Annotated in this window: 22 protein-coding genes and 1 riboswitch; of the genes, 8 read left to right on the top strand and 14 right to left on the bottom strand. The window is 57.7% G+C overall.

From position 1 onward, the window contains the following. Positions 1-332 precede the first annotated feature (332 nt). Positions 333-1985, top strand: coding sequence for a stalk domain-containing protein (locus tag EL26_RS24130; RefSeq protein WP_052036599.1), 1653 nt, complete (start codon positions 333-335; stop codon positions 1983-1985). Between the two features lie 70 nt (positions 1986-2055). Next, on the top strand, positions 2056-2541 hold the full coding sequence (locus EL26_RS24125; RefSeq protein WP_052036598.1) for a hypothetical protein: 486 nt from the start codon (positions 2056-2058) through the stop codon (positions 2539-2541). Between the two features lie 28 nt (positions 2542-2569). Here EL26_RS24125 and EL26_RS19345 read toward each other — a convergent pair whose 3' ends face one another. The 13 genes from EL26_RS19345 to purE form a co-directional block, all read right to left on the bottom strand. After that, a complete protein-coding gene (locus EL26_RS19345) occupies positions 2570-3469 on the bottom strand; it encodes an EamA family transporter (protein ID WP_052036597.1) in 900 nt (299 codons plus the stop codon). 128 nt (positions 3470-3597) lie between these two features. After that, a complete protein-coding gene (locus tag EL26_RS19340) occupies positions 3598-4518 on the bottom strand; it encodes an AlbA family DNA-binding domain-containing protein (protein WP_038092923.1) in 921 nt (306 codons plus the stop codon). Positions 4519-4663: 145 nt separating this feature from the next. After that, the gene (locus tag EL26_RS19335) at positions 4664-5971 is read right to left on the bottom strand and encodes a glucose-6-phosphate isomerase (protein ID WP_038092921.1); all 1308 of its coding nucleotides are present in this window, start codon (positions 5969-5971) and stop codon (positions 4664-4666) included. 196 nt (positions 5972-6167) lie between these two features. Further along, the gene (gene purD / locus EL26_RS19330) at positions 6168-7430 is read right to left on the bottom strand and encodes a phosphoribosylamine--glycine ligase (RefSeq protein WP_038092918.1); all 1263 of its coding nucleotides are present in this window, start codon (positions 7428-7430) and stop codon (positions 6168-6170) included. A gap of 21 nt (positions 7431-7451) precedes the next feature. Beyond that, on the bottom strand, positions 7452-8999 hold the full coding sequence (purH, locus tag EL26_RS19325; protein ID WP_038092915.1) for a bifunctional phosphoribosylaminoimidazolecarboxamide formyltransferase/IMP cyclohydrolase: 1548 nt from the start codon (positions 8997-8999) through the stop codon (positions 7452-7454). 53 nt (positions 9000-9052) lie between these two features. Beyond that, on the bottom strand, positions 9053-9652 hold the full coding sequence (gene purN, locus EL26_RS19320) for a phosphoribosylglycinamide formyltransferase (RefSeq protein WP_038092912.1): 600 nt from the start codon (positions 9650-9652) through the stop codon (positions 9053-9055). Then, the gene (gene purM / locus EL26_RS19315; RefSeq protein WP_038092909.1) at positions 9649-10689 is read right to left on the bottom strand and encodes a phosphoribosylformylglycinamidine cyclo-ligase; all 1041 of its coding nucleotides are present in this window, start codon (positions 10687-10689) and stop codon (positions 9649-9651) included. Before purM ends, purN begins: the two co-directional genes overlap by 4 nt. Positions 10690-10705: 16 nt before the next feature. Beyond that, positions 10706-12154 (bottom strand): amidophosphoribosyltransferase, encoded by a 1449-nt coding sequence (gene purF / locus EL26_RS19310; RefSeq protein ID WP_052036596.1) that lies wholly within the window; start codon positions 12152-12154, stop codon positions 10706-10708. Further along, positions 12139-14385 (bottom strand): phosphoribosylformylglycinamidine synthase subunit PurL, encoded by a 2247-nt coding sequence (purL, locus tag EL26_RS19305; protein WP_038092906.1) that lies wholly within the window; start codon positions 14383-14385, stop codon positions 12139-12141. The genes purF and purL overlap by 16 nt, the downstream gene beginning before the upstream one ends. After that, entirely contained in the window at positions 14366-15058 is a 693-nt protein-coding gene (gene purQ, locus EL26_RS19300) for a phosphoribosylformylglycinamidine synthase subunit PurQ (protein ID WP_038092903.1), read from the bottom strand. The genes purL and purQ overlap by 20 nt, the downstream gene beginning before the upstream one ends. Before the next feature lie 4 nt (positions 15059-15062). Beyond that, complete coding sequence (gene purS / locus EL26_RS19295) at positions 15063-15311, bottom strand: phosphoribosylformylglycinamidine synthase subunit PurS (protein WP_038092900.1); 249 nt, start codon at positions 15309-15311, stop codon at positions 15063-15065. After that, positions 15308-16030, bottom strand: coding sequence for a phosphoribosylaminoimidazolesuccinocarboxamide synthase (gene purC, locus EL26_RS19290; RefSeq protein WP_038092898.1), 723 nt, complete (start codon positions 16028-16030; stop codon positions 15308-15310). Before purC ends, purS begins: the two co-directional genes overlap by 4 nt. A 155-nt stretch (positions 16031-16185) precedes the next feature. Further along, on the bottom strand, positions 16186-16698 hold the full coding sequence (gene purE / locus EL26_RS19285) for a 5-(carboxyamino)imidazole ribonucleotide mutase (protein ID WP_038092894.1): 513 nt from the start codon (positions 16696-16698) through the stop codon (positions 16186-16188). Positions 16699-16893: 195 nt separating this feature from the next. Beyond that, a riboswitch (purine riboswitch) is annotated at positions 16894-16995 on the bottom strand. Between the two features lie 167 nt (positions 16996-17162). Here purE and EL26_RS19280 point away from each other — a divergent pair. From EL26_RS19280 to EL26_RS26520, 6 genes are all read left to right on the top strand, one after another. Continuing rightward, positions 17163-17591 (top strand): hypothetical protein, encoded by a 429-nt coding sequence (locus EL26_RS19280; protein WP_038092891.1) that lies wholly within the window; start codon positions 17163-17165, stop codon positions 17589-17591. A gap of 288 nt (positions 17592-17879) precedes the next feature. Next, positions 17880-18887: a hypothetical protein gene (locus tag EL26_RS19275; protein WP_038092889.1), complete on the top strand. Its 1008-nt coding sequence runs from the start codon at positions 17880-17882 to the stop codon at positions 18885-18887. 17 nt (positions 18888-18904) lie between these two features. After that, the gene (locus EL26_RS19270; RefSeq protein WP_038092886.1) at positions 18905-19408 is read left to right on the top strand and encodes a hypothetical protein; all 504 of its coding nucleotides are present in this window, start codon (positions 18905-18907) and stop codon (positions 19406-19408) included. Between the two features lie 244 nt (positions 19409-19652). Beyond that, positions 19653-20693: a hypothetical protein gene (locus EL26_RS19265; RefSeq protein WP_152559333.1), complete on the top strand. Its 1041-nt coding sequence runs from the start codon at positions 19653-19655 to the stop codon at positions 20691-20693. A gap of 113 nt (positions 20694-20806) precedes the next feature. Further along, complete coding sequence (locus tag EL26_RS19260) at positions 20807-21208, top strand: hypothetical protein (protein WP_038092881.1); 402 nt, start codon at positions 20807-20809, stop codon at positions 21206-21208. 75 nt (positions 21209-21283) lie between these two features. Continuing rightward, positions 21284-21406: a hypothetical protein gene (locus EL26_RS26520; protein WP_274518902.1), complete on the top strand. Its 123-nt coding sequence runs from the start codon at positions 21284-21286 to the stop codon at positions 21404-21406. 50 nt (positions 21407-21456) lie between these two features. Here the strand turns inward: EL26_RS26520 and EL26_RS19255 are convergent, their stop codons facing one another. Further along, positions 21457-22848: an NCS2 family permease gene (locus tag EL26_RS19255; protein ID WP_038092942.1), complete on the bottom strand. Its 1392-nt coding sequence runs from the start codon at positions 22846-22848 to the stop codon at positions 21457-21459. Positions 22849-22877 lie beyond the last annotated feature (29 nt).

Here is a 22877-nt window from a genome sequence, read left to right as displayed (position 1 = left end):
CTTCTGGCTCGAATCGTTCTTCATCTATCACTCGTTTAGTTTTCAAGGATCAATTATCTTTCAAGCATCGCTCAGCGGCGACGTTTATTAGACTAACACGAAGCTCGTCCATTTGTCAACACCTATTTTCAAAACCACCGTCGCATCTCGCGGCGACAAGAGCAATCTTAGCATGCCCGCACACGCGCCTCAACTCCGCCGGCGAAACAAAACCCGGCAAATTCTCCCCCTCCGCCGCCTGTCTCCTACTTTTTTCTCACGCATAAAGGAGATTGCTCATATTCCGTTGAATTGGAAGTTACATCCACTTTACGAAGGAGTTTTCCTACTCTATGAAAAAAACCATCCCCGGCCTTCTGCTCGGGTCGCTGCTTCTGACCGCCGTTCCGAATGCCGCCGTCTACGCGTCCGTCCCGGATGCTGTCGGCATTACGATCAACAACAAAGTCGTCCATCTCACCACCATGCCCGTCCAACTGGACGGTCGAGTGCTCGTACCGTTGCGCGCCGTCTCCGAAGCGATCGGCGCAGAAGTCAAGTGGGACGCTGCCACGCAAACCGCCACGATCACCCGCGGACGCGACAAAGTCGAGATGACGCTCGGCAACACCACCGCCAAGAAAAACGAACAACCCGTCACCCTCGACGTCGCACCGCAGCTGATCGACGACGCGACGATGATCCCCGTCCGCTTCCTCGTCGAAGGGCTGAACCTGCAAGCGAAATGGGACGAAGCCACAAAAACGGTGATCATCGACACCCATACCGCTTCCGGCACCGCGCCGACGCCCGCGCCGAAGCCGCAAACGCAGCTCTCGATCAAGGAGATCGCCAAAAACTTCGACCGCGTCGTCATGATCAACATCTACGACAAAAAAGGAAAACTGCTCGGCTCCGGTTCCGGCATGGTCGTCTCCAATGACGGCAAGATTCTCACCAATCATCACGTGCTGGCTGAAGCGGCGACGGCGAAGGTCGTTTTTGACGACAACACGATGTTCCCGGCTACCAAAGTGCTGCTCGACGATGCCGACCGCGACCTCGCGCTGATGCAAATCGACGTCTCGAACTTGCAAGCCGTCTCGTTTGGCAACTCGGACGCGCTCGATGTCGGCGACAACGTCGTGGCGATCGGCTCCCCGCTCGGCATGCAAAACACGCTCTCTGCCGGCCTCGTCTCCGGCATGCACCGCAAATTCGACATCTCCAAGAAAACCGACAAAACCCCCAAGGAAGTGGAATTCCTGCAAACCAACGCTCCCTATACGTTCGGCTCCTCCGGCGGCGCGCTGTTCAACATGTACGGCGAAGTCGTCGGCGTCACCTCGAACTCCGCGGCGTATGTCGGCGGCGAGTTGAACTTGGCGATCCCGTCCAACGACGTCATCCGATTCTTGGCGCAACCGGAAGTCCCGCAAAGCTTCGCAGACTTTGAGGCTGCTCTTGCCGCGAAAGGGGCCAGCGACGAGAACCCCCTCAACGGCAACGATCCGAGCGACGAAAACGACCCGCCGGAATGGAACGCTGCCATCAAAGTCGAGGACGCGCTGAACAAAGACCACTCGAAATGGACCGACCCCGCCACCGGCCAAGAACTCAACGCCAGATTCATGGTGATGCCGTCCTATAACAAAGAAAAGCAAGTCATCGGTCAAAACATCGACCTCGATCTGCGCGACTACGACCCGTACGGCGCAACGGGCGAACTCAACCGCCAAGCGCTGTCCGACTTGCTCCAGCAAGCCGCTTCCTGGGCGCATGCGGCCGGGGCGACCAACCCGCTGATCAGAATCTTCACCTCGTTTGACGAGAAGACCTTCAACGCGCGCATCAAATCGCAGACGTACAATCCGCGCACCGACACTTACCGCGTTTCGGAACTGCAAATCGGCTGGGCTCTGCTCGACGACGCGACCGGCACGATCACGTACCAATTGGATCCGAACAACGACCACAGCAAACAAACCGTTCAACTGAACAAGTAAACAGACGTTTAGAAAAACTCCTCCCTGTCCATGCTGTTGTATGAATGCAGCACCAAGGAGGAGTTTTGTCATGTTTCACAAAAAAATGATCCGTCTGCTCGCCGTCCTCGCCCTGAGCGCCACCCTGTTCGGATGCTCCAAAGACTCGACTCCGAAAACATCGGACCCCATGGACGACATGGCGGGCATGGACATGAGCACACCGGAGCCGGCCGCTTCGGCCGCCTCCGCACCGCCGGCGTCCGTCGATTCGGTCGCAGCCGCTCAAAAACCGACGCTTCACATGAACGTCGACGTCAACAAAGACACCGCCACGGTGCACTTTGACGTCACCAACTTCAAAATCTCGCCGGAGCACTACAGCCAAGCGCCGGTGCCGGGCGAGGGTCACATCCACCTGTTCATCGACGGCTCGCCGACCAAAGTGGCGGTCAAGGACAAAGTCTATCAACTCGACGGTTTGTCCCCCGGCCACCACACGCTCAAAGCGTCGTTGCACACGAACAACCACCAGCCGTACAACGTGGAGGACACGGCGGAATTCGACGTCAAGTAACGCCGCCCAAGAAAAAAGAAACCCGACCTCAAGTGGCCGGGTTCTTTTTTCGTGCTCCCAGAAAGCGCAATTCCGTAACGACAATCCCCGCCAAAATCAACAGGATGCCCGCCCATTGCGCGCCAAACACTTCCTCATGCAACAGCCAAAACGCCGAAACCACCGCCACCGGCAGTTCCACCGCGCCGAGCACGGCCGCCAGCGGACCGCCGATTCTCGGAATGCCGACGTTGAAAAACAGCGGCGGGATGACTTGTCCGAGCCCGCCGATGATCAGCGCCCACACCCACAGCCCTTCCCCCAGCGACCCGTTCCAGAGGAACTTCGGCGGGAAGATCAAAAACACCGTCAGCGTCGAAGCGATGGAGATCACCGCCGAGTTCACAAACGGCGAGCTCCCCGGCCGCACGTACGACGTGAAGTACAAAAACGCGCTGTACGTCACCGACGAGAGCAGCCCCAGCACGATACCGAGCACCGAAACGCCCATCCACTGGGTGTGGAACAGGTCGACCGCCAGCAACGTCCCGATAAAAATCAACACCAACGCCGTCCATTTGATCGGCGTGGGCTTGTTGCGGGTGATGAGATAGTCGATCACCATCACCACCCACGTAAATTGAAACAGCAACACGATCGCCAGCGACGCCGGCAAATACGAGAGCGAAAGATAATAAAAAACAGAAGTCCCCGTCGAGAGCACCCCGAGGAACACGAGCAGCCCGAGGTCGCGCCCTGTCATCCCGCGCAGACGGCGCAATTGGAACAGCGCGATCAACACGAGGATCGACATCGCGGCGCCGTACTGCGAACTGGTCACATCCGCCGGAGAGAATCCTGCGTCATACGCCATCTTCACCGCGGGCGAGATCAAGCCGTAAGAGGCCCCTCCCAACAATACGAGGAGGATTGCAATCATGCGGTTCATGGTTTGTCCACCTTTGCTTATCATTTCGGTAACGCGTGCTGCATTTGGGTCATGAAGTAGTATACCCAGAAGGAGACGCACCCGCATAAAAAGGAAACCCGCTCCACGGTGGAGATCGGGTTTCTTTTTCATAAAAGACCCAGATTAGCGGCGGCATGCGTGCCGATGCGCCGCTTGATGTACAGCTCGGCGAGGTCGTACGGATCGTCGACCCACACCGATTGGTTGTTCTGTTTGACCGCCACGCGCCGGCGCTGCTGTCCGTTGCCGATCGACTCCAGCACCGCGTGCATCGTGTTGCCGACGGGCACCCAGATGTGCACGACCTTCTTGCCTGCCACGGTGAGCACGCGCATCTCGGGGAACGGCGTGAGCAGCGGGTAGATGCGGTTGTGCAACAGCGAAGCGATCGCCAGCAGGTATTTGTCTTCGTTGCCGTAGCGGGCGATCTCGTGGCCGATGCCGACGATTTTCTTGTCGTTGGCGACGCCGAGGTAGAGGTTGCCGTTGTTGGTGTTGGCAAACGCCACGACCGATTTGAGGATTTTCTCCTTGGAGTTCAGGAAGTCTTGCTTGAACTCGATCTCGTGGTTCTCGTCCACCGCGATGGCGCGGAACACGTTGTCTTGCCGCCCCAAGTACAAGTAGCGGGAAATCGCCTGCAACCGGTACGTGTACGATTCAAACACGTCCTCGTCCAGCATCAACGCTTCCAGCCGCGTCGTGCTCTCCTGCCAGAACGCGTCCAACTTGCTGTGAAAGCACAAGTCAAACGAGACACGCCGCCCCAGCGTCAGAATGTCAAACCCCACGACACACGGTGCGTTTTGGGGCCGGTAGCCGTCCATGTTGGGATCTTCCAGCACCAACACCCCGGTGCGGATCAAATGGTCAAAACACGAGCGCGGCAGAGAGCATCTCTTGCGAATGCGCTCTCGAAACAACGGCAGGTCTTCCCGCTCCACTTCATGAAACAGGCGGAGGGTCACTTCCTCGTCGTCGAGGCGCTGCACCGCGGCGACAAATCGACAAGTGATCAGCCGGTTCATAGGCGCCCTCCCGTTCGTCCAGACTCTTCCTGTACATCATACGCTTCCTTCTCCTGTTTGGGAAGCAAACGGGGTGCAAAAAAAAGACCCCGCCACCTGTGTGGAAGGGTCTCTTTTGGAAGTTGGACGTCCCGACCAGCCGAGACTATTTAGACGGTTTGCCCAGCAAGCGAAACATGTTTTTCTTGTACGCTTCCACGCCCGGTTGGTCAAACGGGTTGACGTCGAGCAGGTAGCCGGAGATCGCGCACGCTTTTTCGAAGAAGTAGAACAGGTGCCCGACGTTGTGTGCCGTCAATTCCGGAATGTGCAGGACGAAGTTCGGCACGCCGCCGTCTTGGTGCGCTTCGAGCGTCCCGAGCATCGCTTGTTGGTTGACGTAGTTGATCGACTTGCCCGCGAGGTAGTTCAGGCCGTCGAGGTCTTTCTCTTCGCGCGGCACGGTCAGTTCTTCGTGGCCTGCGTCGTCGACCCACAGCACCGTTTCAAACATGTGGCGCGGGCCTTCTTGGATGTATTGGCCCATCGAGTGCAGGTCGGTGGTGAACTGCACGGACGCCGGATAGATGCCTTTGTGCTCCTTGCCTTCCGATTCGCCGAACAGCTGTTTCCACCACTCGACGAACGTCACGAAGCGCGGCTCGTACGCGACCAACAGTTCAATCGCTTTGCCGTTTCGGTAGAGATGGTTGCGGTACGCCGCGTATTGGTAGCAGGAGTTTTCCTCCAAGTTCGGGTTGCTGTAGAGATCCTTTGCTTCCTGTGCGCCTTGGAGCATCGCTTGGATGTCGATGCCTGCCGCCGCCAGCGGCAAGAGGCCGACCGGAGTCAGCACGGAATAGCGTCCGCCGACGTCGTCCGGGATGACGAATGTGGTGTAGCCTTCCGCGTCGGAGAGTGTGCGCAGCGCGCCTTTGGCAGCGTCGGTGGTCGCGTAGATGCGCTCCGCCGCTTTGTCGCCGTACTTCTTGGTCATCCAGTCGCGCACGAGGCGGAACGCGATCGCCGGTTCGGTCGTCGTGCCCGACTTCGAGATCACGTTGACGGAGACGTCCTTGCCTTCGATCAGTTGGAACAGTTGAGCTATGTAGGTGGCGCTGAGGTTGTGACCGACAAAGTAAACTTCCGGGCCTTGGCGTTCGGCGGAGAATTGATTGCGGAACCCGTGTGTGAGCATCTCGATGCCCGCGCGCGCGCCCGCGTACGAGCCGCCGATGCCGATGACGAGCAGGACGTCGGAGTTTTTGCGGATGCGCTCGGCAGCTGCGAGCACGTTTTTCACAATCTCGCCGTCAACAGCAAGCGGCTCCAGCCAGCCCAAGAAGTCGTTCCCGCGTCCGGTGCCGTTGTGCACGGTGTCGTGTGCGCGGCGAACCTCGGCGGCCCAGTCCGTTTTTTCACCTTGTTGCAACCATTGATCGGCTGCTTTCGTATCCAGTTGGAATTGCGGCATGTGGTTCTCTCCTTTTTTCTACTGAATGCTTCTAGTCTGCCCAGTCCTTTCAAAATTGTACTCTGTTTCTTGAAGTGCCACAACCAAGATTTACATATTCGAAAGTATGACCTCCGTTGGAAAAAACGGATGTTTACATCTTGATTTCCTTGAAAAAAAGCCCCTGCCCACATCCGTGAACAGAGGCTGTATTCCCTTACTTCAACGCTTTGTCCGCAATATCCCGACGGTAGTGCATGCCCTCAAACGACACGCGCGCGACCGCTTCGTACGCCTGTTGCTTGGCAGCGCGAAGGTCCGATCCGAACCCGGTGACGCCGAGGACGCGGCCGCCGTTCGTGACGATGCCCGCTTCCGTTTGCTTCGTCCCGGCATGGAAGATCACGCTCTGTGCATGAGTGCTGTCCAACCCGTCGATCACATCGCCCTTGCGGTACGAAGCCGGATAGCCTCCCGCCGCGAGGACCACGCAGACCGCAGCTTGCTCCGACCAGGAAATCTCCTGCTCTGCAAGCGTCCCGTCCACCACGCTGTTGAAGATCTCCAACAGATCGCTCTCCAAGCGCGGCAATACCACTTGCGTCTCCGGGTCGCCAAAGCGCGCGTTGAACTCGATGACTTTCGGGCCTTGCTCCGTGAGCATCAACCCCGTGTAGAGCACGCCTCGGTACGGAGTGCCGTCTGCCGCCAAACCCTCCACAACCGGGCGGATGATCGTGCGCTCCACCTCGTCCAGCAATTCCGGCGTCACCACCGGAACGGGAGAGTACGTGCCCATGCCGCCCGTGTTCGGGCCTTGGTCTCCGTCGTAGGCAGGTTTGTGGTCTTGCGCGGGCACCATCAAGCGAATGTCGGTGCCGCAGACAAACGCCATCACCGTCGCTTCTTGCCCCGTCAGAAACTCTTCGACGACGACCTTGTGCCCGGCGTCGCCAAACGCGTTCTCCCGCATGATCATGTCGAGCGCCGATTCCGCTTCCTGAAGCGTCATCGCGACGATCACGCCCTTGCCCGCCGCCAACCCGTCCGCTTTGATCACGATCGGCGCGCCCGTCTCCCGCACGTACGCGCGGGCGGCTTCCGCATCCGTAAAATCGCGGTACGCCGCCGTCGGCACGCCGCGACGCTCCATCACCGACTTGGCAAACGCCTTCGATCCTTCAATCAACGCCGCCGCCCGGCGCGGGCCGAACACGCGCAGCCCGCGCTCTTCGAAATGATCGACGATCCCGGCGAGCAACGGAGCTTCCGGGCCGATGACCGTCAAATCGATGCCTTCGCGCTCGGCGAAGTCCGCCAGCGCCGCCACCTCTTCCGCTCCCACGCCAACAGAGGCCGCCAACGGCTCCGTGCCCGGATTGCCCGGCGCACAGTAGAGTTTCGGTTGTTGCGGAGATTGAGCCAGTTTCCACAAGATCGCATGCTCGCGACCGCCCGCTCCTACGACGAGAACCTTCATAGTTAAAAGTACCTCCGTGACCTAGTGTTTGAAGTGGCGAACGCCCGTGAAGACCATCGCAATACCGGCTTCGTCCGCAGCCGCAATCGATTCGGCGTCTTTGATCGAGCCGCCCGGCTGAATGATCGCCGTGACGCCTGCCGCTGCCGCCGCTTGCACCGTATCGCCCATCGGGAAAAACGCATCCGACGCGAGCACGGAGCCTTTCGCCAATTCGCCCGCTTGCTCAATGGCGATCTTCGCCGCTCCGACGCGGTTCATCTGACCTGCGCCGACACCGACGGTGCGGTCGCCGTTCGCCAGCACGATCGCGTTCGACTTCACGTGCTTGACGACTTTCCAACCGAACAGCAGTTGTTTCATCTCGTCCGGCGTCGGTTGACGCTTCGTGACGACTTGGACGTTTTCTTCCGTCAGCGCAAACGTGTCGAGGTCTTGAATCAACAGCCCGCCTTGGACTTTCAGCGTCGTGCGCGCAGCGCCGAGCACTTCGATGCCGCCTTGCGGGGTCATCGCCACCGTCATGACGCGGAGGTTTTTCTTCTTCGTCAAGATCTCCAGCGCTTCTGCGGTGTACGACGGCGCGAGGATGATTTCGAGGAAGAGCTCGCCCATTTTCTCCGCAGTCGGCGCGTCGACTTCACGGTTGAGCGCGATGATGCCGCCGAAGATCGAAACCGGATCGGCTTCGTACGCTTTCATGTACGCGTCGTAGATCGTCTCCGCCACGCCCACGCCGCACGGGTTGGTGTGCTTGATCGCAACGACCGCCGGTTCGCTGAACTCGTGCACGATGGAAAGCGCCGCGTTGGCGTCGTTGATGTTGTTGTAGGACAGCTCCTTGCCGTGCAGTTGCTTCGCGCCCGCGATAGTGTACAGGGCGGCACCCGGCTCCGCGTAGAACGCCGCTTTCTGGTGCGGGTTTTCGCCGTAGCGGAGGTCTTGGACTTTCTCATAGGTCAGCGTGAGTTTTTCCGGGAACTCCTCGCCGGTGACGTTCGAGAGGTATTGTGAGATCAGCGCGTCGTACGCGGCGGTGTGACGGAACACTTTGGTCGCGAGTTTGAGCTTGTCTTCGCGGGTCAACTCCACGCCGTTTTGCAGCGCCTCGATGACGAGACCGTAATCTGCCGCATCGACCACGACGGTGACGTCCTGATAATTTTTGGCCGCCGCACGGAGCATCGACGGGCCGCCGATGTCGATGTTTTCAATCGCGTCGTGGAATTCCACGCCCGGCTTCGAGATCGTCTCTTTGAACGGATAGAGGTTGACGATCACATAGTCGACCGGCTGGATGTCGAGGCCCTCAATCGCGCCCATGTGCTCCGGGTTGGAGCGAATCGCCAGCAACCCGCCGAAGATGTTCGGGTGCAGGGTTTTGACGCGGCCGTCCATGATTTCCGGGAACCCCGTGACGTCCGAGATGTTCGTCACCGGAATGCCGGCCTCCTGCAACAGTTTGTGCGTGCCGCCTGTCGAGACGATCTCCACATCATGTGCCGCCAGCGCTTGAGCCAGTTCCACAACGCCGGTCTTGTCCGATACGCTGATCAGTGCGCGTTTCATAGTTGGTTTCCTCCGCTCCGTTAGTTGGCTTCTCTCTATTGAAAAAAAACTCTCTATTCCATCCGCAACTCGCCGCTCACCAGCAGGCGGGTGACCTCCGGCAAGAGACGATGCTCGACTTCGTGAATTTTCGCCGCGAGCGACTCCAGCGTGTCGTCCGCCTCCACATGTACCGTCTCCTGCCGAAGGATCGGCCCGGTGTCCATGCCTTCGTCGATGAAATGAACGGTCACGCCGGTGTACTTCACGCCCGCTGCAAACGCGTCCGCAATCGCCGTCGCGCCCGGAAACATCGGCAAGAGCGACGGGTGCACGTTGATCGTCCGCCCGCCGTACGCTTCGAGAAACGTCGGGCCGCACAGCCGCATATACCCCGCCAGCACGACGAATTCCACGCCGCGCGCCCGCAGTTCGCGGACGAGTTCCGCTTCGTACGCCGCTTTGTCGGCAAAGTCGCGGGGACGGTAGACCAAGGCGGGCACGCCCGCTTTTTCCGCGCGTTCGAGGACGCCGGCGCCGGGACGATCGCAGACGAGGCACGCGACCTCGCCCGGAATCGTGCCGTCCGCCGCTCGTTCAAACAGGACCTGAGCGTTCGACCCAGATCCTGATGCGAAGATGGCAAACTTTCGTTTCTTGGCTGCGGCACTCATGCGAGTTTCCCTTTCAAGCGCACGTCTTGCGCGCCTTCCACGATCGAACCGATCACATACGCGCCTTCACCGAGCTCTTTCGCCGCCGCGACGACCGCGTCCGCTTGCTCGGCCGGGACGACGAGCACCATGCCGATGCCCATGTTGAACGTGCGGTAGAGGTCGGTGTCGCCGATGTTGCCGAGGCGCTTCATCACGTCAAACACCGGAAGCACCGGCCACGAGCCCAGCTCGATCTCCGCCGCAACGCCGTCCGGCAACACGCGCGGGATGTTTTCCAAAAAACCGCCGCCGGTGATGTGCGCCATCGCACGGATGTCAAAGCGAGACAACAGATTCAAAACCGTTTTCACATAAATCCGCGTCGGTGTCAACAGTTCTTCGCCGAGCGCTCGTCCGATCTCCGGGAACACATGCCCCAATTCAAACCCGCCGTCTGTAAAAAACAACTTGCGCACCAGCGAGTAGCCGTTGGAGTGGATGCCGCTGGACGCCAATCCGATCAGAGTATCACCCACACGCACATTCGCGGGATCGATCATTTTTTCTCTGTCGACAACGCCGACGGTGAAGCCCGCGATGTCGTATTCGCCCGCTTGGTACATCCCCGGCATCTCTGCCGTCTCGCCGCCGATCAGCGCGCAGCCGGAGAGCTCGCAACCGTCCGCGATGCCCTTGACCACGTCCTCGATCACGCCCGGCTCCACTTTGCCCGTCGCGAAGTAATCGAGGAAAAACAGCGGTTCCGCGCCCATCACGATGATGTCGTTGACACACATCGCCACCGCGTCGATGCCGATGGTGTCATGACGATCCATCGCAAACGCAAGCTTGAGCTTGGTACCGACGCCGTCGGTGCCGGAGACGAGCACCGGGTTTTGATATTTTGAAACGTCCAAGTGAAACCCGCCGCCAAAGCCGCCGAGCATGGTGGCCACTTCCGGGCGCATCGTGCGGGCGACATGCGACTTCATGCGGCGCACCGCTTCGTTGCCTGCGTCGATGTCCACGCCCGCTGCTTTGTACAGTTCGCTCATCTGTCGTTCCTCCGTCCTAGTGGCTCTCCAAGATCATCTTGGACAGGTCTTCGTAGATTTCCGTCGGGTACTTCCCGTTGAAACAAGCGTTGCAATGCCCGTGGTCGCTGCCTTCGATGCCGAACGCGCGCATCATGTTGCTCTCGCTCAGATACGCCAGCGAATCCGCGCCGATGTACTCGCGAATCTCTTCGACCGATTTGCGGGACGCGATCAGTTCTTCCTTCGCCGACGTGTCGATGCCGTAGAAGCAAGAGTGCGTGACCGGCGGCGACGCGATGCGCACATGCACTTGCACGGCCCCCGCCTCGCGCAGCATCGTGACGATGCGCCCGGACGTCGTGCCGCGCACGATCGAGTCGTCGATCAGCACCACGCGTTTGCCTTCGACGATCTTGCGCACGGCGTTCAGCTTCAGACGCACGCCGCGCGCGCGCAGTTCTTGGCTCGGCTGAATGAAGGTGCGGCCGATGTAGCGGTTTTTGATCAAGCCGATTTCATACGGGATGCCCGATTCTTCGGCATAGCCGATCGCCGACGAGATCGAGGAGTCCGGCACGCCGATGACGACGTCCGCTTCCACCGGGTGTTCTTGGTAGAGCAGGCGGCCGAAGTCTTTGCGGACGTGGTGGACGTTGTAGCCGTCGATGTCGGAGTCCGGGCGCGCGAAGTAGATGTACTCAAACGTGCAAAGCGCTTTCTTGGCTTGACCCGCAAAGCGGTGCGACTCTACACCGTCCTTGGAGATCACCAGCATCTCGCCCGGTTCGATGTCGCGGATAAACTTCGCGCCGATCGTGTCAAACGCGCACGATTCCGAAGACACGCAGTACGCGTCGCCGACTTTGCCCAAGACCATCGGGCGCAGGCCGTTGGCGTCGCGCATCGCGTACAGTTTGTCGTCCGTCAAGATCACAAACGCGTACGCGCCTTTGACGATGGAGAGCGCTTCCTTGATGCTTTCTTGCACGTCGTTGGAGTCGGCGCGCGCGATCAAGTGCGCGACGACTTCCGTGTCGGACGTCGATTGGAAGATCGCGCCGCGGCGTTCGAGAAACTGGCGCAGTTGGTGCGCGTTGACGAGGTTGCCGTTGTGCGCGAGCGCCAAGTTGCCGCGGATGAAGTTAAACACCAGCGGCTGCGCGTTGATCAGCTGCGACACGCCGGTCGTCGAGTAACGAACGTGTCCGATGCCCGCGTGCCCCTTGCCCAGACGCTCCATCGAGGCGGTGGGGATCGCCTCCGCGACGAGCCCCATGCCTTTCTGGTGGTACAGTTTCATGCCGTCGACCGTTGCGATGCCCGCCGACTCTTGACCTCGGTGTTGCAGGGCGACGAGCGCGTAATACGTCAACTCCGCCGCGTTTTCATGGCCGAAGATGCCGAACACGCCGCACTCTTCATTCCATTTATCAAAAATGTCGTCTTCACGCCATACGCCGGTTTCTTCTACTTCATGAGACATGGGATTGCCCCTCTCCAAGTCGATTCGAGATGAGTGACGGCGTCGGAAATCACCGCCTCCCCATTCACACGAATTTCGAGACGGTCGCCGCCGACGGTGCCGAGGACGGTGGAAGACACACCTGCTTTTGCAAAAAGCGCCTCCACGCCGGACAGTTGCTCCGGCGCGACTTCCACGAGGATGCGGGAGCCTGCTTCGCCGAACAGCACTTCGTCCAGACGCTGGGTGGAGTTCAGTTCAATCGTTGCGCCGAGTTTGCCTCCGATGCAAGACTCGGACAGCGCCACGGCGAGGCCGCCTTCCGCCAAGTCGTGCGCCGCGCGGATGCGGCCTTCTTGGATCGCGGTGAGCACGGCGGTTTGCAACGCTTTTTCCACGTTCAGGTCGAGCGCCGGCGCGTCGCCTGCGATTTGGCCGTGCACGACGCGCAGGTATTCAGAGCCGCCAAGCCCCGCCGTGTCGGACGGGCCGACGAGCAGGATGCGGTTCCCCGCCTGCTTAAACTCTTGCGTCGTGATGTGGTCGAGGTCTTCTACGAGGCCGACCATGCCGATGATCGGGGTCGGGTAGATGTCGAGGTCGTTCGTTTGGTTGTACAGCGAGACGTTGCCGGAGATGACCGGCGTTGCGAGCGCCGTGCACGCTTCCGACATGCCCGCGCAAGACTCTTCGAACTGGTAGAAAATCTCCGGCTTCTCCGGGGACGAGTAGTTCAAGCAGTCGGTCACCGCCAGCGGTTTGCCGCCGGAGCAGACGACGTTGCGCGCCGCTTCGGCGATCGCGTGTTGACCGCCGCGACGCGGGTTCAAGTAGACATAGCGGCCGTTGCCGTCGGTGCTCATCGCCAGCGCTTTGCGGGTGCCGCGAATCGCGACGACCGCTGCGTCGGAGCCCGGTCGGACGACGGTGGACGTGCGCACCATGTAATCGTATTGCGAGTAGACGTACTCCTTGGACGCGATGGTCGGCGTTCCGAGAAGCGTGTGCAGGGTTTCGGTGAAGTTTTCCGGAAGCGCAATGCTTGCCGGGTCGAACGAAAGCGTTTCGTCGAGGTACGCCGGGCGGGCGGACGGACGGTGGTAGACCGGCGCGTCGTCGACGAGGGTCGTGACTTCGATTTCCGCCACCACTTCGTCGCCTTCCGTCAGGCGGAGTTTGCCGTCGTCGGTGACTTTGCCGATCACGGTCGCTTCCAAGTTCCACTTGCGGAAGATCTCTTCGGCGATGTGTTCCTTGCCTTTTTCCATGACGACGAGCATGCGCTCTTGCGATTCGGAGAGCATCAGTTCATACGGGGTCATGCCTTCTTCGCGGCGCGGCACTTTCAGCATGTCGAGCTCCAAGCCCGAACCTGCGCGTGCGGCCATTTCCGACGAAGAAGAAGTCAAACCTGCCGCGCCCATGTCTTGAATCCCGACGACCGCCCCGGTGGCGATCAGTTCCAGGCAGGCTTCCAGCAGCAGTTTTTCCATAAACGGGTCGCCGACTTGCACGGCGGAACGCTCCTTGGAGTGCGGGTCTTCCGTCGAAGCGAACGTCGCGCCGTGGATGCCGTCGCGTCCGGTGCGAGCCCCGACCGCGAGCACGGGGTTGCCGACGCCGGATGCCGTGCCTTTGGCGATTTCGTCGTGCGTGAGGAGGCCGACGCACATCGCGTTGACGAGCGGGTTGTACTTGTAGCGGTCGTCAAACACCACTTCGCCGCCGACGGTCGGAATCCCGATGCAGTTGCCGTAGCCCGCGATGCCTGCGACGACGTTGCCGAACAGATAGCGGTTGTGCGCGTTGTCCGCGCCGTCGATCTCGCCGAAGCGCAGCGAGTTGAGCAGCGCAATCGGGCGCGCGCCCATCGTGAACACGTCGCGGATGATCCCGCCGACACCGGTTGCCGCGCCTTGGTACGGTTCGATGGCGGACGGGTGGTTGTGCGATTCGATCTTAAAGGAAACGGCGAGGTTGTCGCCGATGTCGATGATGCCGGCGTTCTCCCCCGGCCCTTGCAACACGTGCGGGGCTTGGGTGGGGAACTTTTTCAAAATCGGACGGGAGGACTTGTAGGAGCAGTGCTCCGACCACATGACGGAGTAGATGCCGGTCTCCACGTAGTTCGGCTTGCGGCCCATCAGTTGGACGACTTTGTCGTATTCTTCGTCGGTCAGCCCGAAAGTGCGGTAGATTTTCTCATCGGCGATCTGTTGCGGAGTCGGTTCGTTACGCACGTTGGTGGTCATGGACGCGGGCCTCCCAAGCTTTCAGAATCGAGGTAAAAAACGCCTTGCCGTCCGCCGAGCCGAGCAGGTCGGACACGGCGCGTTCCGGGTGCGGCATCATGCCGAGCACGTTGCCTGCTTCATTGCAGATCCCGGCGATGCGCTCCACGGAGCCGTTCGGGTTGCACTCGTGATAGCGGAACACCACTTGGTTGTTGGAGTTCAGGCGGGCGAGCGTTTCTTCGTCGGCGATATAGTTGCCTTCACCGTGCGCGATCGGGATGTTGATCACATCGCCCTTGCTGTACTCGCGGGTGAACGGCGTGTCGGCGTTCTCCACGACGAGCGGCGTGATGTCGCAGCGGAATTGCATGGTGTCGTTGTGGCGCAGCGCGCCCGGCAGGAGCCCGGTTTCCGTGAGAATCTGGAAGCCGTTGCAGATGCCGACGATAAACTTGCCCTTGGCAGCTTCGACTTTCACCGCTTCCATCACCGGCGAGAGGCTCGCCATCGCGCCGCAGCGCAGATAGTCTCCGTAGGAAAAGCCCCCCGGCACGATGATGCAGTCGTACTCGGACAGGTCGGAAGTCGTGTGCCACACAGTGTCGACCGGCTGTTGAAGCACGTCTTCCACCGCTTTGACGGCGTCGATGTCGCAGTTGGAACCTGGGAACACCAGAACGGCAAACTTCATGGGTTTAGGCCTCCACCAGTTGGAATTCGTACTTCTCGATGACGGTGTTTGCGAGCAGTTTTTCGCACATTTCGGTGATGCGCTCTTCGGCGACGGCGCGGTCGGTCGTGTTCACTTTCACTTCGAGGTACTTGCCGATGCGCACGTCCGCGACTTCGTCATAGCCCAGCGCGTGCAGGGATTTCGTGACGGCGCTGCCTTGCGGGTCGAGAACGGACGCTTTGAGGGTGACGTGGATGCGCGCGGTCATCATACGAGTTCCACCCCTCCGAGACGGCGAAGCATCTCTTGGTACGCTTCTTCCACACCGCCCATGTCGCGGCGGAAGCGGTCTTTGTCGAGCTTTTCCTTGGTGTCGGCGTCCCAGAAGCGGCAGGTGTCCGGGGAGATTTCGTCGGCGAGGATCAACTCGCCCGCCGGGGTGATGCCGAATTCGAGTTTGAAGTCGACGAGGATGACGTTGCGCTGCTTCATGAACTCGACGAGGATGTCGTTGATTTGGCGGCCGTACACTTCCATCTGCTTCACGACTTCCGGAGTCGCGAGTTCCAAGACGTCGATGTGCGAGTCGTTGATGAGCGGGTCGCCGAGGTCGTCGTTTTTGTAGTAGAACTCGACGACGGTTTTCGGGAGGATCGTTCCTTCTTCCATGCCAAGGCGTTTGGCGAGCGAGCCGGCTGCGACGTTGCGGACAACCACTTCGAGGAGCACGATTTCGACTTTTTTGACGAGCTGTTCGCGGTCGTTCAGCTTTTCGACGAAGTGAGTCGGGATGCCGCGCTCGTTGAGCATTTCCATAAAGATCGTGGAGATCGCGTTGTTCAGTTGGCCCTTGCCGGTGATTTGGCCTTTCTTCTCGCCGTTGAACGCGGTGGCGTCGTCCTTGTATTCCACGATGTAGAGATCTGCTTGGTCGGTGACGTACACTTTCTTCGCTTTGCCTTCGTACAGCATTTCGCCCTTGATAGCCATTGGTGTGAACCTCCTGAATGTTTGGGATTCTTAGACTTCACAAAAATTACGGGACCTTCCACCCCGTCCTTCCACGGTCAAGTAAGTTAGACGGCAGCAAGGAAGGTCCCCGGATTGTTTGGTTTTTTGCAGAGATCGTTTGGTTCAAGCGGTGCTTACTTGTTCAGGTACGCTTCCACGCCGATTTCTTGGAGTTTCTCGTCTTTCGCTTTGACTTCCGCCGCGAGGTTTTCGCGGAACGTCACGAGGCGCTCCGCGAGCGCTTCGTCGCCGGTGGCGAGGATTTGCGCCGCCAAGAGGCCGGCGTTGTACGCGCCGTTGACGGCGACCGTCGCGACCGGGATGCCCTTGGGCATCTGGACAATCGAGTAGAGTGCGTCCACGCCGTTGATCGCGCCGCCTTGGATCGGAACGCCGATGACCGGCAGGGTCGTGCACGCGGCGACGACGCCCGGCAAGTGCGCGGCGAGACCTGCGCCTGCGATGATTGCGCCGAAGCCGTTTGCTTTCGCCTCACGCGCGAGGGTCATGGTTTTGTCCGGCACGCGGTGCGCGGAGGAGATGCGGATTTCGGTTTCGACTTCCAGAGCGGCGAGCGCTTTCGCTGCGTCGTTCATAATTTTCAGGTCGGAGTCACTGCCCATCAGGATCAATACTTTTTTCGCCATGTTGTTGGACCTCCTAAAGTCGCTTGTTTGTAAAATGCATGCAAAAAAAGCCCAGCTGGGTAGACTTCAGCTCTTACTCACTACGCAAGAGTGAAACCTACCCGCCTGGGCTTTTGTCCCTTCGGTGTCATGTCCACAGGGTGCGGACATGCGAATCGCTCGGACCCACACAGAAACAGAACGGGTGCAGGAACCCTAGATTCGCTTTCAACTCGTAGTCCGGCAATTTCCGGTTGCCGGGTAGAGACGCTCGGGCCAGATCCCCAAGCATATACGAGACTATGAAATTTGGTGTTGCTTTCTAGAGCTAGAATACCACTCTGAAGAGAATGAGTCAACAAAAACCGAACATTCGATGGGAGCTTTTTGTGATCGTTCGATATTTCCTCGTGTTCCGAAATGTTCGTCATAGGAGTTTCTGGGGCTTCATAGACTGTAACATTACGCATTCGGAGTGATGAAGGATGATGCGCACGTTTCGCATTCGTGACACGCAACGGTTTTTGTTCTTGACGCTCTTGTTCCCGCTCATCCCCATGCTGTTGGCAATGATCCAACCAGCGTGGACATTCAATTTAATCGTATTGATTGCGTTCCTCGTCGTCCTCATGTTCCGCACCGTGATGAAAACGCGGGAGTTCGCGGTGGGTCGGGAGCAGATTCGGATCGACCGCGGGGTGTGGGAGCAGACGTACGGGCACGAGCAGATCTATGAGTTTTTTCTGATCAAAAACAACGGGTTGGCGATCCGCCTGGAGCAGCGGCATCGGGTCGTCCGGTTGCACGTCGATGATGCGGACGCCGCCCTGCGGGCGATTCGGGAGTTTGCCGACCGGCATGCGATTCCGTTGACTGACCGCAGGCCGATGCGGCGGGTGGAGTATTGGAGATAGCCAGGAGCAGAAAGCCGAGTGCTTTCTGCTCTTTGCTTTGCAATGGCTTAACTCTGCTCCTTTCACAAACGTCCCACATGATGAATATTGATTTTATTTTCTATTCAAATTAAAATATTACCTAAAATGGAGGTGTTCATTTTGAAATCAACAAGAAGAATCATTGCTGTTTTCCTAACGTTTGTTTTGCTCTTTTTGCTTGGCTTTCAGCCGAGTGCATAAGCAATAGAGGTAACGAACACTGAAATCCAAGTGATTTCTGACACTCCCGATTTAAGAGCAATCGAAATGAGGACGTTACATGGCGATACCTACTCGATTCAAGTTGCAAAAAAATCAGTTGGGTATGAATGGACATCGAAAATTGTTCACGATAAACAAGAACAGGTGTTGTCAAGCTACTCAATCGACGGTGTATCCTCTGATTTTTCAGCAAAAAAACTCGCGGATAGCCTCTCCAAAATAAAAAGCAACCAGGACTCCGAAGACCTTAAAGTTTTTTACACAAATCACTTGAAGTTCAAAACCAATCAAGTAGCGAACTCTACTCCCCCATCACTCGTATTCTTGGCGTTACCGATTGCGGTTGCTGGACTGACTGAAGCCGCTATTCTTGCTTTAGAAGCAGTCATGATTATTACCTTGGCTGTTTCGGCTTACAATGTCGCTTCTGATTCCCTGCGAGAGAAAAAAAATACGTCCGATATCACCTATGCAGCTGAGGAAACCCCCATTTATGTCCCGTACTGGGGGGAGTTTGTTGCTGGAAACTCGAATATTTCATTGGAAACGAAAGCAAATAAGCACATGGAAGAAGCAATTGTTACTGATGTACACAGCCGCATTCGTAATTACGGGAATGAGAGTAATACCCAAATCTTTGCGTCAACTCGCAGAACGAACAATATCATGGTTGTCATTGATATCAATTCTTCAATGGGCGGTATTGTCAATCGCCACCTTGGCAATTATGTTGATGGTGCACGAACCCCTATGGATGCCAATTTTAAAAATGAATGGATGGATCTGTCCGGCTACTCGATCTTCTTAATCTACAACCGTACAAATAAATCCATTTTCCATGCTCATTTCACTCCTAAGCGCTTGCGTAATGCAGAGATTGAATACAACAGATACTTAGGTGAGTTTGATCTGAAAATTTACCCTTCATTCTCCCAAGATTCCAAGTACACTTCGCTTTCTTCCACTTGGGAATCCCAAAGGAAAGCCGCCCGAAACAACCGCGGACTCTTGTTAGATACGAAAGGGAATCGTTCTGTTATACCTTATAAGTAAAAACGGGGGTTACTTACTTGAGTTGGATATCCTTTATTTCCCAAGATGAAGATCGTGACCTTGAAATTGAGAAATTGCGTCAGGAGTTAATGCCCCATATCCAAGCGGAATACGGATATTCTCTGGACGATGTATCTGTAACACTTTCGCAGTCAAATCATTCGCAACTGGATGTTCAGATTATTTCGCACGGTGTGCCTAAGCTACAATTCAAGCTTACAGACGTAAAAAGCATCCCTGCGCTCTACGAGATTTGCAGGAATCAGGGGAGTCCTTCCGTACTGTTGATAGCTGATCTCAACATCCAAACCGCAAGTTCTGAAACGCTTGCTTACTGTCATTTCCTATGTATGTTACTTATACGATGGGCAGAATGTATTCTCATCGAATCAACGGACGCCTTACAAGCCCCTGAAGAATTTCGAATCATTTGGAAGGACATGTTTGAATTCCATGAGTTCCTCTGGGATGACAAGTCCTTTTGGAAAGGCGACGACCCTGCAGCTTTTACAAGTTGGTAAGCAAGATGACCCATCTCTATATAGAGGTTGGTTATTTTTTCGCAGCGCGTGTAAGGTCTAGAGCTTGCCTCTCTTCAGTAACTTGGCAGCGGGTGGAGTATTGGAGATAGTCGACTGTCAAAAAACGCCCCTTGCGCGGAATCGGTCTGCGTGAGAGGGCGTTTTTTATCAGAATTGATTGTCGAATCCTGCGGGGAGGAGGTATGCTGGAGACAAGCAGACTGATGTATTGGAGTGATCTTCGATGGTTCACCAGACAGTTGCTTCACGACGGGCAGCCAGCACCGAAGCCAAGAGTTCGACACGTCCGTTGCAAGCGCGGCACAACACCGTGATGGCCCAACTGATGAGCATGCAACAGATGTACGGCAATCGCGCGGTTTCCCAGATGATGAAGTCGTTCGGCGGAAGCGCGAAGCCGATTCAGCGATTGACGAAGTATCACTCCTTTGCGCAAGGGGCGCGCCCCGGCACCAAGCCCGCCGTCATCATCTTGGACTATCTCCGCTTCCTGCAACGTGTTGCCGAGGGAATGATGGGCCGTGCCGCCAAAGTGGAATACGTGTTTCGGGATGTCGATCGGGTTCATACGGATATTGAAAAGAGCGATCTCCAAAACTTGAAACCGGGCGATGAGTTGAAAGCAGAGGACATCAAGAAACTCCGCAGCGTCCTGGACGACTTCCACGCACAGCTGGAGAACCTGTCGTATATCGTTGACGACATCGAGGGTGTCGAAGTGGACGACCCCTACGCCCAGCCGGAGCGAGCCGCCAAGATGGAGCCGGAAAAACAGATCGGTTTCAACAAAAACAAGTCCTTCCTCAAGCTCTACCGCAAAATGCACAAAGACGAAGCGAAGAGCATCCTGGATAAGGGCCTCCCCAAAGCGATGCAGTTCAACACCAGCGACAGTTACAAAAAATACTTCACCACGTCCCTCACTCATACGCAAGAATTCGAGAACGCCAATTCCACCGACGCCAGCGAAGAAGTGGTCATGGAGTTTGTGGTGGACTGGGATTCGTACTGGTTGTACGTCCAGAAATTCGCCAAGCCCAACCAGCAGACCGGCGTGATGGACGACCGCAAAAACTCGATCATGAACCAAGAACGGCTGGTCAAGGGTTCCGGCGCCAACTTCACCAAGCAATCGCAAGTGGAAGAGGTGTTGGCAAACAAGGAACACCATAACATCGGTGTTGGACACGACAACGTGGACGTGTTCAACAGCTTCATTCTCTCCGCCCGCGTTATGAAAGAAAGCGAGTGGAAAAAGAACTAAAGCATCTCCCTTACCGGTAACGGAAGACGCCTGCGGGCCGCTTCCGTTTTTTCGTCGTTCTGGTCGGTGCGGGGTCTCCATACCTTATACCAAGGAAGAGGAGGCGACGGCCGATGATGCTTGCGGAGTACCTGCACACGTTGTCGTTGTACCACTTGGCCGACCTGTACGACACGCTGTACCAGCCGGATGTGCCGCACTTCTATACGGAAGACGAGTATCGGAACGCGGTGGCGGCGTATTGGAGCAACCCGCAAAATTGGGACAGGATGATCGCGTCGTTATCGCCCGGCGAACGGCAGACGTTGACGAGGTTGGCGTTGCAGGAGCGGTGTGAGATCGATGCGTTTTTGGAAGAGTTGAGCTCTTTGGGGTTGGTGATCTTGCATCGGGAGGTCAATCGGTTTCAAGTGCCGGACGATGTGAGGGTGGAGCTCTTGGAGCGGCTGCCGAGTTTGCAGGACCGCTTGGCAGGACTGGAAGAAGAGGCAGAAGATGGCGGCGCTCCGGTGTGACGAATCGGGCTTTCGATGCGTCTAAGTAAGTAGAGAGACAAAGAGAGTTTCAGGGAGAGAGGAAGAGTACGAGAAATGAATCGCTTCGTGTTTGTGCTGGCGTTTCTGGTAGTGATCGTAGCGGCAGTGTTTACGTTCTACAACCCTTCCGAGTCGTTGCCCGGCACCACAGTTGAAAAACAAAACGCAGATGCGTAACAGCAAAAAAGCGGCGCACCCGGTGGGGGGGGCGCCGCTTTTTTCTGCTTTTATCGTCCGTGCAAGAACACAAACCGCGCGACTGCGAGGATCGCGATGACCCACATCAGCCAGTGCACTTCCACTTTCTTATCCTTGGAAACGAGGTTGCGAATGCCGTTGAGGATGACGTACGCCACCGCGCCGACCGAGATGCCGTTGGCGATGGAGTAGGTGAACGGCATGATCGCGATCGTCAGGAACGCCGGCATCGCGATGCCGAAGTCTTCCCACTCGATGTTACGAACGGAGCTCATCATCAGCACGCCGACGATGATCAGCGCCGGAGCGGTCGCCGCGTCCGGAATGATCGCGGCAAACGGTGCCAGCACCACAATCGCCAGCAAGAACAGAATCCCCGTGGTCACCGCCGTCAAACCGGTGCGGCCGCCGGACTCGATGCCCGCCGCCGACTCGATGTACGCCGTCATCGGCGTCACACCCAAGAGCGCACCGATCGAAACCCCTGCCCCGTCGACGAACATCGCGCGGGAGAGACGCTTCTCCCCGTCCGGGCGGTTCATCAAACCTGCGCGTTGCGCCGTGCCGACGAGCGTCCCGAAGGAGTCAAACAGTTCCACGAACACCATGACGATGACAACTTCCCAGAACAACCCGCTGCCAAGCATCGAGAAGTCCACTTTGCCGATCGCCAAGTCGCTGAAATTCGGGAGGAACGGGGTCTTCGCCCAGTTTTCCGTCGGGGTCACGCCCATCGGAATCCCGATCAACGTCGTCAACACGATCGCGATCAACAGACCGCCGCGCACGCGAAGCGTCGTCATGATCCCCGCAAGCAACAGCCCGATCACGGTCAGCGCCGCCGCTTTGTTCACGACGAAATCGGCAATGCCGATGTTCCATTCAAAAAACTGCAACGTCACAGCCGGAGCTCCGCCCGAAATCAGAGCGGTCGACGGGCCGCCGGTGAAGGTTGCCGTCGTGATCTGGCCGAGTTTCAAACCGATGAACGTGATGAAGAGACCGATACCGACCGTAATCGCATACTTCAAGGAATCCGGCAACGCTTTGACGAGCATCTGACGGAAGCCGGAAATCGTCAGCAAGATGAAGATGATCCCGGAAACAAACACGGCTCCCAGTGCCACTTCCCACGTCATCGTGCCGCCCTTCGCCGCCGCAACAACCGCAAAGTACGCGTTCAACCCCATGCCCGGTGCCAAACCGACCGGGAAGTTGACGAACAGACCCATCATCAGCGTGACGAGACCCGCCCCCAGGGCCGTCGCCACGAACACGGCGTTCTGACTCATCCCCGTCCCCGCCAGAATCGACGGGTTCAGGAACAGAATGTAAGCCATCGTCACAAACGTCGTGATGCCGGCAATGATCTCGGTACGCGGGTTCGTCCCATGCTCACCGAGTTTGAAATAGCGCTCCAACATGTGCGCAATCCTCCTCCAAGGTGTCT

This window comes from Tumebacillus flagellatus (assembly GCF_000714935.1).
Classification (GTDB): Bacteria; Bacillota; Bacilli; order Tumebacillales; family Tumebacillaceae; genus Tumebacillus; species Tumebacillus flagellatus.
This window is presented reverse-complemented; position numbering and strand designations above follow the sequence as displayed.

Bases quoted from the DNA above. Each gene is read 5' to 3' on its own strand.
- EL26_RS24130 (WP_052036599.1), top strand. From the start codon at position 333: ATGAAAAAAACCATCCCCGGCCTTCTGCTCGGGTCGCTGCTTCTGACC.
- EL26_RS24125 (WP_052036598.1), top strand. From the start codon at position 2,056: ATGTTTCACAAAAAAATGATCCGTCTGCTCGCCGTCCTCGCCCTGAGC.
- EL26_RS19345 (WP_052036597.1), bottom strand. From the start codon at position 3,469: ATGAACCGCATGATTGCAATCCTCCTCGTATTGTTGGGAGGGGCCTCT.
- EL26_RS19340 (WP_038092923.1), bottom strand. From the start codon at position 4,518: ATGAACCGGCTGATCACTTGTCGATTTGTCGCCGCGGTGCAGCGCCTC.
- EL26_RS19335 (WP_038092921.1), bottom strand. From the start codon at position 5,971: ATGCCGCAATTCCAACTGGATACGAAAGCAGCCGATCAATGGTTGCAA.
- purD (WP_038092918.1), bottom strand. From the start codon at position 7,430: ATGAAGGTTCTCGTCGTAGGAGCGGGCGGTCGCGAGCATGCGATCTTG.
- purH (WP_038092915.1), bottom strand. From the start codon at position 8,999: ATGAAACGCGCACTGATCAGCGTATCGGACAAGACCGGCGTTGTGGAA.
- purN (WP_038092912.1), bottom strand. From the start codon at position 9,652: ATGAGTGCCGCAGCCAAGAAACGAAAGTTTGCCATCTTCGCATCAGGA.
- purM (WP_038092909.1), bottom strand. From the start codon at position 10,689: ATGAGCGAACTGTACAAAGCAGCGGGCGTGGACATCGACGCAGGCAAC.
- purF (WP_052036596.1), bottom strand. From the start codon at position 12,154: ATGTCTCATGAAGTAGAAGAAACCGGCGTATGGCGTGAAGACGACATT.
- purL (WP_038092906.1), bottom strand. From the start codon at position 14,385: ATGACCACCAACGTGCGTAACGAACCGACTCCGCAACAGATCGCCGAT.
- purQ (WP_038092903.1), bottom strand. From the start codon at position 15,058: ATGAAGTTTGCCGTTCTGGTGTTCCCAGGTTCCAACTGCGACATCGAC.
- purS (WP_038092900.1), bottom strand. From the start codon at position 15,311: ATGATGACCGCGCGCATCCACGTCACCCTCAAAGCGTCCGTTCTCGAC.
- purC (WP_038092898.1), bottom strand. From the start codon at position 16,030: ATGGCTATCAAGGGCGAAATGCTGTACGAAGGCAAAGCGAAGAAAGTG.
- purE (WP_038092894.1), bottom strand. From the start codon at position 16,698: ATGGCGAAAAAAGTATTGATCCTGATGGGCAGTGACTCCGACCTGAAA.
- EL26_RS19280 (WP_038092891.1), top strand. From the start codon at position 17,163: ATGATGCGCACGTTTCGCATTCGTGACACGCAACGGTTTTTGTTCTTG.
- EL26_RS19275 (WP_038092889.1), top strand. From the start codon at position 17,880: ATGAGGACGTTACATGGCGATACCTACTCGATTCAAGTTGCAAAAAAA.
- EL26_RS19265 (WP_152559333.1), top strand. From the start codon at position 19,653: ATGGTTCACCAGACAGTTGCTTCACGACGGGCAGCCAGCACCGAAGCC.
- EL26_RS19260 (WP_038092881.1), top strand. From the start codon at position 20,807: ATGATGCTTGCGGAGTACCTGCACACGTTGTCGTTGTACCACTTGGCC.
- EL26_RS26520 (WP_274518902.1), top strand. From the start codon at position 21,284: ATGAATCGCTTCGTGTTTGTGCTGGCGTTTCTGGTAGTGATCGTAGCG.